Genomic DNA, 12324 nt, shown 5'->3' on the forward strand with positions numbered 1-12324 from the left:
GTTGCTCACTGCTCGAGTTGCTCACTGCTCGAGTTGCTCATCTGGATATCATCAGAGACAGAAATCAGCTTTACCGGGTTAATGTAGAGGGCCTGGTGGAAAATACCTATACGCTGAAAATGATCAACAAGGCGTAGGAGCCTCAGACTTTCCTGATCAGCGTTCGCGGTTTGTCTGACTTCACGATCATTGGAAAACAGGAAATTCAAATCGCGGCAGGCTCAACTATAGACCAGCCTTTATCTGTGGTGATTGACCCGTACGACTTGACGCTGCGGTGGACACGTTATCAGCCAGTGAGCTATCTACTTGAGAGCCGCAGCGGTAATCGTGCTCAGTTCACCGATATGGTGGAGCGTTGTAAAGCCGCGGGTGTAAATATCTATGTTGATGCAGTGATCAACCACATGGCACACGGCAGCGGCACAGGCGTGGCTGGCAGCACTTATGGTGATATCTTCATTGCGTTTTTCTGAAAATTGTTCATGCGTGTCGTGCTCACCTTGTTTACATTCCTTTACAACCATATGTATTAATTAATGTACTGATTTAATGAAAAAATAGCCTACCCTCGACTGTCGCTCTCTGTCCTGCAGGAGTCACTCAATTGATTGTAAAAAATACAATTGTTAAGATGCGCAACTTTTGAGTATAGGGTGCTTATGGGCACTCTTGTTATGGGTGTTAAATAGGTACCAAATATTTATGAAGAAGCTACTTTTCTTGCTGCTTTTATATTGTACTTCAATGTTTGCTAGTGCGAACAGTCTGAAGGAATTTGACGGGTTTTATGCGATAACGCCGGAGCAATCTAGCTCGGGTAGTGCTGTGCTACAGGTTTCCTCACTAGATTTGGGCAAACCTCTGCTGATTTATAATGGCGATGCAAAGAAAAGCCTGATTCATATCAACATTACTGGGCAAGTGATTGATACAGAGATAAAGGTGCTTGGGCATCCGACCAATTTGATCATCTCTAATCCGAGTGGGATAAGCTGTTCAAATTGTAGCTTTGAAAATGCAAAGCGAATTAGTCTTGTAAATGGGTATTATTCTAATGGTGACATTCGTACTAACTCCAACAGAATGAATAACTATAGTACGTTCTCATTAGGTAAAATCTATGCGCCAGGAGCACAGTCACTTGAAATATATACTCATGATTTGAGAACTCATAGCAGCTCAACAGTAGACATCAACCTAAAGGCATTCAATCAGAAAGGGGAATACCTTGTTATGGATGAAAAAGGTGATATTGAAGTAGGAACTGGTGGTATTTCATTCTATGTGGGTAATTACACTATTGAATACAATGGTGGAAGAATACTCGCTAGTGACAATACACCTGTTGACTACTATGCAATGCTCAATCGATATGGGCGTATTCCTACTCTGGCATTAAACGGTAATTATAAATCCGCTGGCTTCTCTATTGCATCTTCCATGGGTATTGAGGTATCGAGTGGCACTAAAATTGATACCGTAACCAAGGCCTTATCTTCCAGTAACTCTAGCAATGGTATTTTTGTACCGAATGAGGGAGTTGCCTTATCAAATGTGGGTAATATCACAGTTTCTCGCATGCCTGGACCGATGTTTAATTCAAATCGTCCGATTACGCCTTCCGTTATTAACAGGGGAACAATTCTCAGTGACAAAACTGTACAAGTGGTATCCGCAGGTAGCTTTAGTAATACTGGCGTGATTCTGTCTGGAAAAGCCTCTTTCTTTGCCAGTTCGGGTGTGTTTAATAGTGGTGACATTGAAGCTCATGATATTGAGGTATCGGGCAGTAAGTTTGCTAACCAGCAAAGTATTAATGCGAAATCAATGGTTGTGGATACGAGTGGTGATATCGTGAATGCCTATGGCGGTATTATTAGAAGTCAAGAATTAACGCTTAAGTCTCGAAATGGCTTAGTGGCCAATGGGGTAAGACGAAGCGGACAGGAAATCACCCAATCTTGGGGGTTGCTGGAACTTGAAAAAGACCACGAAAAGCTAGAGCAGGGTATTTATCATATAATAAAAGAAAAAATACAATATAAATCAATGCCGGATCTTAGCGCTAAAATATTTGCGAGCAAAATTTCTGTTTCTGCAAAGGCATTTGAGAACATTAATCCATATACACTGAGTAAAGGTGCTAACGACTGGAGTGCATCAATCAAAGTGAGTGCGTCACGCTCAAATTCGGTGATATTTCAAGCGGAAAACAATCTTGAAATTGATGTTGAAAATTATATCTTGAACTCATCTGCAATTCTAAGTCTTAGTCAAAGTGGTACCTTTGATATCAATGCAAACAAGGTTTTTAACGAACGTTATCGCCTTGATGTTGACACTGTATACTACTCTGGTTTTAGCATAACTAACGACTCAAAAACACAGGTATACGCATCAGAGAAAGGTAATAAATCAAAAGTTGTAAATTACTCCCCACCTGGAAGGATAATTGTGTTTGGCAAGCTTAGAGTAAGTGATGGCACAAAAAATCCAAGGTCAACACAGGAGTTTAATAACCTTTTCTCTTACGTAGAAGTATTCTCTAAAGCGTATTTTAACAATCTGAAATTAACTTCGATTGGGTTACAACTTTCTTCAGATACCGATACTTATACATATGCAGATGCTAGATATTGTCAATCTACAGGTCGTTGCGGCTCCGAGGTGATAGAGACCCACGTAGAGGCCGAAACTCTGCTGTCATTTCATGGTGGCGTTTATGGGGTGAGAGAGGATCTGCCTTCAAAAGCCGATCTTGACCTAAAGAACGTAAAAGGTCTTGAGGTAGACAAGGCAGAAGCAGGAAATCAATACATGGCTAGCTTGGTATATAACCGGGGCCTAGATGATTCTGCAACAGTAACTTCATTTTCAGTAGAGGGTGATATTTTAACATTCTGGTTGTCAACATGCCGAAGGGTAATTATTCCTAATACAGATGATGATTTTAGAACTGACTGTAGTAGTAAAAAGCATACAGTTGACCTGGATAAGTTATTAACCAATACAAATAAAGATAAATTTGTAGGAAACACAGGTTTTACGATTGCTCAGATCGAAGCAAAGCTTGATAAATATATTAGTGGTTTGCGATATGGAGTAAACCCAATCGATGGTTATGATACTTGGCTACCAACTACAGCATATAGAACTGCTTACCAGATAACATTAAACGATACCATGGTTGAATTTGGCTATATTGTAAGTGGTTATATGGCTATACATGATACAAGACAGCCCACAGTGACTAGCTGCCAGTCTGGTAGAGATTTTTGTCGACAAGTCTCTATGAAAAGAAGTGGGAAGATTTTAATTTCAAAGTTGCCAAAGTAAAACAGAGTTGTGATTATGAAAAACAGAATTGAAAATGGGGATTTTGAACATAAAGTTCCTCTTTGGCAAAAGTCAGTTGCCATTCTTAATATATTTTTAATACTTTGGCAGGTGATGCTGCCAAGTATTGCTTTTGCAATGACAAGCTCGCAAATAAACGCAGAGCTAAATAACCCTCAATATACGAGAGTATATAATGGTGGTGAGTATCTGTACGCCAAATCTGATTTTGTTGACAATAAAGTTGTTAGCTCTTCAGTGCAAAATATCGAGAGTTTTTTTAACAAGCTAAAAACCACAAACAAGCAATCACTTGAATCACCGCTCATGGTTCCTGTCCGAACTGGCGATATTACTGTCATTTTTCCTATCTACCCTTTAGGTGAGAGGATAGGGGATAGCTTTGTGCAATCTAGGTTTGTGCGTGCACAGATCTATAACCAGTTGAACCGTAATTTGTTAGTTGGTTACACAAGTGAATCCAATCAAATAAATGGCCTGTATAATAATGCATATTTATTTGCAAAAACTGGCAAGGTTAAGTTTGGCAGTGCAGTAACTAGGGCGCAAGTGAATGCATTTGGTTCCAACTTTATTTGGCCCGAGAAGCGCTCAGTTGGTGGCCGAAGTGTGCTAATCCCAATATTGCACTTAACTGATTCAACCATTACTGCTCAGACTGTCAGTGGTCATCAGGTTGAGTTTCATGGAAATTCTAATGAATTTAGAAACATCACTGTCGATACTGGCAATCTCTACACCTATAGTAACGCGATTATTCGGGCTGCAAATAATGTTACTGTGGTGGACGGAGCCGTTATTGCCAAAGGTGACCTAAATATCGTTGCAGGTGGAACTGTTTCTAACCTATCGAGCAAGTTCTCGGCTGCGGATAATGTTAATATTTTCACAAATAACTACGTACAAAAAACGTTGGTTCACAGATATGAGACGCCTTATTCTCAAGGCTCCCTCTTCGGTAATATCGCTCGCCTTGACGGCAATAATATATACATTAAAGCAAGTAACGACATTGTTTTGGAAGGTGCGTCAGTTTCAGGTAACAGCATTACCTTTAATGCTGCGAATAACATCATACTTAAGTCAGCGCAAGCTAGTTCTTCTTCAAGCTTTTCTTCGCCTCGCTTTTCTGAGGATGTCGGTACTGTAGAAAACCTCATGACGGAATTGAGTGTAAAAGACAGTATCGCTTTGATGGCTGGTGGCAAAGTAGAGCTATACGCATCAAAGCTTTATGCAGATAAAGGAACAATAGACATTCTTGCCAGTAATGGTATTTACATTGCCAATGAATTTGATGAGTACCAAGCAAGCCGGCAGAAAAAGTGGGGTAAAACAACGGTTCAGGAACAAGAATTCGAGACCATAGCTATTCGCTCTGCACTTGAAGCTGGAAAAGGAATAAAGATTGCTTCTGATTTCGGAGAAATAACACTTAAAGCAGCAGATATATCTTCAGCTGTGGGTACTGAAATTGACGCCAGAAATGGCAAGGTTAACTTCCTGCTTGCAAAGGATCATAACCATTACTTTTATAATAAAGTTCAGAAATCAACATGGAAAATCAAAACAGAGACAATTCAAAATACCTCTGATACTGCTGTTTATAATGATATCGTTGGTGGAGTAAAAGTAAATGCGACACATGGTATTAAGCTGGAGTTAGGACAGTACCAGGGTGAAACCGTTAAGGAGATTATAGGTGGGTTCACAGGAACAGACTCTTTAGGTTGGATGTCGACTATTTATAATGACTCTGAATTTGCGTGTCCGTCGGCCTCAGAGCTGGCAAATTTTCCGCTTAGCATAAGAAACGATGCAGATTTTGCAAACTGTTCAGAAAGCTTGCTGGACGTAGCATTCCAAAAATTAGAGCGTATAGAGGTTCATGAACGAACCAGTGCCTTGTCGCCAGCAGCTATGGCCGTTATTGCAATTGCTGTATCTGTTGCAATGGGACCTGGTGGTATGGGCTGGACCGGAGGGCAGGGATCGATAGCTGCAAACTTCGGTGCACAGACTGCATCTGGCGCAATTACACACACAGCGACAAGCGCAATGATCCAGGCTGCTGCTACGACAATGGCGTCTCAGGCTGCTACGAGCCTTGCAAGTGGTAAGGGCCTGGACGGTACTATCAGAACAATGTTGTCCTCAGATGGCATTAGGTCATTAGCTACAGCAATAGCGACTGCAGGGATATTAAATAGTGAAACTTTTAAAAGCCTGAAATTCTTTAATAGTGCAGATATAGGGAGTGCACTGTTTGAAAGTGAAAAAGCAATTCAGCTAGCCAATCAGGCTGCTGAAGCTGTGATGGCGTCAACCGTTCGAGCGGGTGTTTCGACGATCGTTGATGGTGGCAGTTTAAGTGACTTTAGTAAGTCTCTAACGCAATCACTTGCAACCACAGCGGTTAATACGCTGGGTGACGCTATGGCTAAGGAAATCGGAATTAGCTTCAAGAAAGGGGATATCAACAACTTAGTCAGATATATTGCGCACGCCGGTGCGGGTTGCGTCAGAGGTGCACTAACGTCTGAAGTTACCAATGCAAATGGAGGTCATGGTTGTGCGTCAGGTGCTGGTGGTGCAGTCATAGGCGAAATGACTGCAGATATTTACAAAGCAAGTGCTATCAAAGAGCTGCTAGAGGAAAACAAAGAAGTTGTTGATGACTTAAAAGCACAAGGAAAAACTCCGGAGCAGGTTCTTGAACACTTCCGCTCTGAAGAAGTGTCAGACAAGCTCAATAAACAGGTTGACTTGATTCTCGCTGCAGGTGTGGATTATGCCAAATTGTCAGGCGCACTGGGGGCATTTGCTGCACATGGCGATGTCGATATTGCAGCCTCTGCGGCGGAAGGTGCTGCTGCGAATAATGCTGCTTTCCTGATACCTATATTCCTGTCGATATTGAAAGCAGTTGATGTTGCGCTGACTGCAAAAGAGTTGTGGACAATTTATCGTGCAGCAAATGGCGATCCGACTGCTCTTGCAAAAGGGTTGGCTTCCTTCCTTGGAGAAAGTGCATTAGAGCGCATTATTCCTGGGTTTAAAACAGCCGATGAGATGATCGACTGGTTAAAGCGCAATAACTATCTCAACGACAAGCTGGCAAAACAAATTAAAGATATCTTTGACGATAATCGAAAAGAAGGTGGAAATGTCGACTTACCTTCAGGGTTACTTAATGAAGTACATGTACCCGTAGGGAGTAAAGGTAATTGGGATAAGCGAGTCAATGGTAAACTTGAAGCAGACACCAAGTATGTGTTGAGCAATGGTCACAGCTATACGACCGACGCACATGGTCGGGTCATTTCTGTCTCTGGTGAAGCCGGGAAAGGGGTTAAGCTTGACAGAAACACCTACCAACAGACAAAAACCGGGCATGACGGCAATGCACAGAGCCATGAACTACATGATGGTGGTCATTTGATAGCCACCCATTTAGGTGGAGCCGGTGATAAGATTAATATGGTACCAATGACTCGCGAGCTCAATCGAGATTTGTATCGATCAATGGAGCGTGAACTGGGTCAGGCGTTAAAAGATGGAAAAGAGGTATACGTTGATATTAAAGTTGGGTACCCTGACAATCCAACAGCGACTAGGCCGAATATTATACGGGTTACCGCTAAGGTAGATGGTGTACCAACACCATACTCTTTTGTTCAATAACTGATGGTTATAGCAAATATGAATACAGAACAAGCTTATAACATTATTGCTAATGTATTATACGCACATTTTTATCCGGAAGAGCAGTTTGATAAGCTGGAAATGGTACTGCAAATAGGTGACGGGGCAACCGCAAGTAATGCGTGGCGATATATAGGTGGAGATAAGCTTCCTCCGGTATTGGATAGGGAAGTACCTTTGCAGGCAAGTTTGGATTTGAGCAAAGCAGCCTTTTTCCTTCGTGATAATCTGCAGGAAACGACAGGCGAGCAGATCTGGGGATTGACTTTTACCCTCTACCCGGACAGCAGCTTTAACATAGAGTACACCTACGAAAAGTCGGACTGGCTAAAAGGTGGCGAGTAAGCCAACAACTGGAATGACTGATATTTAATATAAAAAAATGCCCGTCAATGACGGGCATTTTTTATGAATGAGTCACATGGACATATATGGACACTCCAGCGATGTCAAGCCGAGTGGGCCTGCAGGGTAGCGAGTTCTCGTTATCCTGTTCGTTATGTTACCCGTGTTGCCATGCCTGATGTTTGGCCCAGTCCGCTATAAATGTGTTGCTCCGACATATATCCGGGTTTGACTGGTTATCCAGCGCCCCTAATGAGTCCCGAGTCTGCCCACCCTAAAATTACACACTTACTCGGTCTGTAACGACCGTGCCTTTGTCGGGTTTTGCACAGGCAGGGTTGACCTTTTTTCATCGTACTTTCGCAAACAGATAAGCGGTTGTCAGTGGCTCACTACAGCCACACGGGTTCAGTGACCCTTGTCCATGTCGAGCTCACCTGACAACCTAAACCTTGATGCATTGTGCTGCCCTGATTGTGTCTATTGCGGCTGATATGGTTCATTTCTCTGTAGTAATATCCAAGAACCATTGACAACAGATTGAAGGTATTTAGACACGGTGAACACAAGAGTTACATGGACAGCCACCTAAAGCTGGCGTGCAGATAGCTCCCATGGACAGCCACCCCAAATTGGCGTACGGGATGTGCGCCGTCTACCTTTAGGTAATACTCAATGGATTGAGGTAATGAATTATGCCAATAGCAATGAAGAGACAGGTCAGCTTATCGGATACCAAATATTATCACTGTATTTCCCGGTGTGTGCGGCGTGCATTTTTGTATGGCAAAGACCGTTTAACGGGTAAGTCATATGAACATCGACGAGACTGGGTCGAGGAAAAACTACTGGCTTTGGTCAAGGTGTTTTGTATTGAGGTATGTGGCTATGCGGTGATGAGCAATCACACGCATCTTGTGTTGTATGTGGATAGTTTCTGTGGACAACAAAGGAGGAGTTGAAGCCTCTATAGGCTATGGTGTAGATTTGAATGATCTCAATGGCGCTGGAGCCAAAGCCTACCTTAATAATCAGGGTAATGTAGGTGTGAAAGCCAGTATAAACATAAACGGTACAGAAAGTTATATACAGGTGGAAAACTCTTTATATAATAATGTGATGACACATTTAACTGCTTTTGCAGAGGCTATGCTCTTGCAGTCTCATTCCCCATGAGGAGGTAGGTTATGAAGTTAATAATGTCGCTATTAATTCTTTTTAGTTTTTCTTTGAAAGCTGAGTTGACTCTTAAGGATATTGAAGTTGATATTTTTAAAGAAGGTAAGTTAAAGAAAGATGACGTAATGAGCTTGTTGTTGTCAGACTCTCATGAGGATAAGAATTTATCTAACTATTTGCTATCTTTAGTATATGGTTACGGACTTTATGGTGTAGAGAAAAGCATTGAAAAGTCTGAATATTACTTTTTACCCTTGTTGGATTTAAAGTATAGAGATGTTTTCTTTGTGGCTGGCACTTTTTGGTCTAACTCCAGTAACCCAGAGAAGTTTAAAAGAGGGGTGATGTTTCTAGAGAAGGCTTCTGAAGAAGGAGACTTGGATGCATTATATAATCTATACTCTTTGTACAATCATGGCCGTTATAGTAATAAAGATAAGCTCGGGGATATTCTAGGAAGAAGCTATGATAAAGGTGATAAGGAAATTGCACTTCAGTATGGCAAGGTGATGATGGATGTGCTTATTGAGAATCAAGACAAGCTTGGAATGCTAAAAGTTTTAGATAATTTGAGCCGAATAAGCTTTAAAGGGTATGAAGGAGAGTACTATTATGTATTGGCTGGGTTCTATGGTTATTCAAATTCTCCGTTATACGATGAAGAAAAAAGGGACTACTACCTAATTAGTTCTTATGAAAATGGGTATTATCCTGCTGAAAAGTTAATGATAGGAATGGGAATGCTACCAAATTTACCTATTGAGAAGTAAGTTTGGATAGGAATTGTGGTAGTGACATGGACAGGTGATTAGAAGTTATGGAGCTATATGGTCATCAATAGCTACATTGAGTTACATGAGTAAGTTACATGGACGTATATGGACGCTCCAGCGATGTCAAGCCGATTAGGTCTGCGGAATAGCGAATTTTCGTTATCCCGTTCGTTATGTTACCCGTGTTGCCGTGCCAAGTCACATGGACATATATGGAGCGTCCATATATGTCGCTCCAGTTTTTGTATGTAAAGAGTAAATATAATGAACAGACAAAAAATTGGTGTGTTAATGATACTTGGGTCATTCTTGACCCTTGTAACTATGGCACTTCTTGGAAATGAAGCGGTCGAGTCCGTCCCATTAATTTTAAAATGGCTTTTGTTTTTTATTTTTGTTTTAGGTATAGCTCTAGTCGGCAGATATATGAAGCTCTAGCTGCGATTTTTAAATTCATAAAAGTTGGGGTTACGTGGGCAGCCAACTTAACAGTGCGAGTTACACTAGTTACGGGGGTTACGTGGACAGTAGGTTACACGTGGTTACACGGACAGCCACCCCAAATTGGCGTAGATAATGTACGCCGTCTACCTTTAGATAATACTCATGGATTGAGGGTGATAGATTGTACCAATGACAAGGAAGAGACAGGTCAGCTTATCGGATACCAAATACTACCACTGAATTTCCCGTTGTGTGCGGCGCGCATTTCTGTTTGGCAAATACCGTTTCACGGGTAAGTCGTATGAGCATCGACGAGACTGCGTCGAGGAAAAACGGCTTACCCACTTGAACGGAATGAGGTAAAAGTAACTATGAATGCATTTTCTTGTTTTTTGCTTTTTTTTAGTCTCAATTCGTTTGCGTGTGGATTTTATGACACAAATAATAAAGTGATATCAGGTATTGTTAAACAGTCACTAAAAACAGCAGAGGTCTATAATAAAGAGGATGTTGAAAAGCCTAGACCTACACCTCTTTTATCTGAAAGAACAAAGCTTGCTAATTTAATATATGCAGGGTGGGACAATTTGGGGAGTGAACGTTACGCATGTTTTGTTTTTGATATGTATCATCATAAATTTGACTCAATTGGGAAATATGAAGACTTGATTGAAGTCTACTCGATGCCTCAGGTTAAGTTGGTTTTAGCTAGTGTACTTATCCAATCAAATAACAGAGGTTTAATTGAACTGAACAGGGATTCTATCAGGGATTATGTTATTAAGGTTCGAAATAACAACCATTTCAATACCAAGAGGTCTGTATTAATAGCTCTAGGTACTTTGGGTGACATCAGGGATCTGGAGTACTTGAACAGCGTTGCTGCTGAAGACGATGGAAAGGGTTATGCTGAAATTGCAAAAGTTGCTCTGTCTATTCATAAATCTGTGCGTGATTATATTGAGCGAACCAGAAAATAGGTTATAGACAGAGAAAATAGCGAGCTTTATATGGATGCTCCTGTGGAGTTAATCTGAGTAGCTCTATGAGACAAAGAGGCTTCCTGATCATAGGCACCTCTTGTTGGGTGGGTACTAGCACTACCTAAATTAGTGTCCTGGATTAGTTGACCACGACACACTGATGTTTATGAGGGCTAAGTTGTGATGTAAAAACAATCAATTGATATAATCATGATTTTGGGGTCATTTTTCTCTTTGCTCTTAATGGCTGTATTGGGAAAGGAAGTAACTGATGCTATTCCCTTGGTCATCAAGCTATTACTTTTTTTAGCCTTTGTTATTGGCATGATTTTAACGGGAAGATATATAAAGCTTTAGTTGAAAAACCTGCTTTAGATAAATTTCAAATGATTATGGATATTAGAAAGTACTGGTCACCATTTTTCTGGGGGACGTTTATTTATGCATTGGTTGGACAGTTTACTGTTGTTCTTGTGCTTCAGAGCTACGGGCAAAAAGGTGTCGATAGTTACAAAGCAATAGAAAAAGCTTGCCTTATGATTACTATGCTTGTGATGTGGGGATATGCTTTTGCTAGAGCATTTAATGCTAGTACTCTTCCCAGGAAAGTCGTATTAACCTTTTTGTCAGTAGTGCTGATTTTTGCATCAGGCTACCTGTTTTATGCATATGACATGATCAAGAAACATAACAAATCCAGCGACTAAGCAATGACTAAAATAGGTGGAATTAAATTTGTCTTTAAATGTCGAAATTATGAGAGAAGAGGAATTATGAAATACATTATATTTGCGTTAACTCTGGTTGTATCAGGAACTGTGAATGCAGCAGTACATGTAAGAGATGCTTTGATAGAGAGTGTGTATTGCGGCTATGTAGACACGTATGATATGTGTTCTATTCTATTTACATCGGATACTGTTTTGCATGAAAAAGAGGGAAGTTGCCATACTCTGCCTGCTAAACGCATGCAGTTTAAAGTTGACACCCCAATAGGGCAATCATTACTCTCATTAGCTCTGACGGCTTACACGACTAAAGCACGAGTTGAGGTTTATGCCAGAGACAAGTGCACGATATATCCTGGGCTATCAGACGTGAATTTCATCACGATAAAGTAGTATGAGTACCATCGTAGTTATCACCTGAAAATGCTCGGTGAGGTTTACCGGGCATTGTTCAGTTGGAGACTAAAAAATAAGGTGCAACCATATTTTATTTACAATAAGAGAGCGCCAAATTCTGCATGGGCATACCCGTGTTCCGCATATATCTCAAGCTGTCGCTGATATCTCCGCATATTCCTGTGAATTTTACAGGGGTATTTGCCATTTTGGCCGTTAATGTCACTGACATCATCGAAGTTGCACCTGCCCCACTGTCTTTCTTGTAAACACCACAGAGATCTGCTCCGCGGATTAGCGAACCCCACATAACACGGCAAGGTATTAGAAATTATCTGGCTATAAGTACGGAGCAAGTAATTTTAAACCTGTCCTACTGATGTGTATTTGAATGCTGTTTCATTTATTGCA

General features: G+C 41.1%; 7 protein-coding genes and 3 pseudogenes. All 10 read left to right on the forward strand.

Annotated elements, in window-relative coordinates:
• Positions 1-8: 8 nt before the first annotated feature.
• Positions 9-290 (forward strand): annotated as a pseudogene (locus tag CWB98_RS24230) (FixG Ig-like domain-containing protein); the annotation flags it as partial.
• Between the two features lie 415 nt (positions 291-705).
• On the forward strand, positions 706-3339 hold the full coding sequence (locus CWB98_RS06250) for a filamentous hemagglutinin N-terminal domain-containing protein (protein WP_138544064.1): 2634 nt from the start codon (positions 706-708) through the stop codon (positions 3337-3339).
• Between the two features lie 15 nt (positions 3340-3354).
• Complete coding sequence (locus CWB98_RS06255; RefSeq protein WP_138544065.1) at positions 3355-7044, forward strand: DNA/RNA non-specific endonuclease; 3690 nt, start codon at positions 3355-3357, stop codon at positions 7042-7044.
• An 18-nt stretch (positions 7045-7062) separates the two neighbouring features.
• Entirely contained in the window at positions 7063-7410 is a 348-nt protein-coding gene (locus CWB98_RS06260; protein ID WP_138544066.1) for a hypothetical protein, read from the forward strand.
• Positions 7411-8105: 695 nt separating this feature from the next.
• Positions 8106-8342: pseudogene (locus CWB98_RS06265) on the forward strand (transposase); the annotation flags it as partial.
• 7 nt (positions 8343-8349) lie between these two features.
• On the forward strand, positions 8350-8586 hold the full coding sequence (locus CWB98_RS06270) for a hypothetical protein (RefSeq protein WP_138544067.1): 237 nt from the start codon (positions 8350-8352) through the stop codon (positions 8584-8586).
• A gap of 11 nt (positions 8587-8597) precedes the next feature.
• Positions 8598-9359, forward strand: a complete 762-nt coding sequence (locus tag CWB98_RS06275) for a hypothetical protein (protein ID WP_138544068.1) — start codon at positions 8598-8600, stop codon at positions 9357-9359.
• Between the two features lie 636 nt (positions 9360-9995).
• Positions 9996-10145: pseudogene (locus tag CWB98_RS24395) on the forward strand (transposase); the annotation flags it as partial.
• Between the two features lie 32 nt (positions 10146-10177).
• Complete coding sequence (locus CWB98_RS06285; RefSeq protein WP_138544069.1) at positions 10178-10786, forward strand: hypothetical protein; 609 nt, start codon at positions 10178-10180, stop codon at positions 10784-10786.
• 395 nt (positions 10787-11181) lie between these two features.
• Positions 11182-11496: a hypothetical protein gene (locus CWB98_RS06290; protein ID WP_138544070.1), complete on the forward strand. Its 315-nt coding sequence runs from the start codon at positions 11182-11184 to the stop codon at positions 11494-11496.
• Positions 11497-12324 lie beyond the last annotated feature (828 nt).

Origin of the sequence: Pseudoalteromonas rubra, assembly GCF_005887115.1 — a bacterium.
Lineage (GTDB): Bacteria > Pseudomonadota > Gammaproteobacteria > Enterobacterales > Alteromonadaceae > Pseudoalteromonas > Pseudoalteromonas rubra_F.

Excerpts from the sequence above, each read along its gene's own strand:
- CWB98_RS06250 (WP_138544064.1), top strand. The coding sequence starts at position 706 with ATGAAGAAGCTACTTTTCTTGCTGCTTTTATATTGTACTTCAATGTTT.
- CWB98_RS06255 (WP_138544065.1), top strand. The coding sequence starts at position 3,355 with ATGAAAAACAGAATTGAAAATGGGGATTTTGAACATAAAGTTCCTCTT.
- CWB98_RS06260 (WP_138544066.1), top strand. The coding sequence starts at position 7,063 with ATGAATACAGAACAAGCTTATAACATTATTGCTAATGTATTATACGCA.
- CWB98_RS06285 (WP_138544069.1), top strand. The coding sequence starts at position 10,178 with ATGAATGCATTTTCTTGTTTTTTGCTTTTTTTTAGTCTCAATTCGTTT.
- CWB98_RS06275 (WP_138544068.1), top strand. The coding sequence starts at position 8,598 with ATGAAGTTAATAATGTCGCTATTAATTCTTTTTAGTTTTTCTTTGAAA.
- CWB98_RS06290 (WP_138544070.1), top strand. The coding sequence starts at position 11,182 with ATGGATATTAGAAAGTACTGGTCACCATTTTTCTGGGGGACGTTTATT.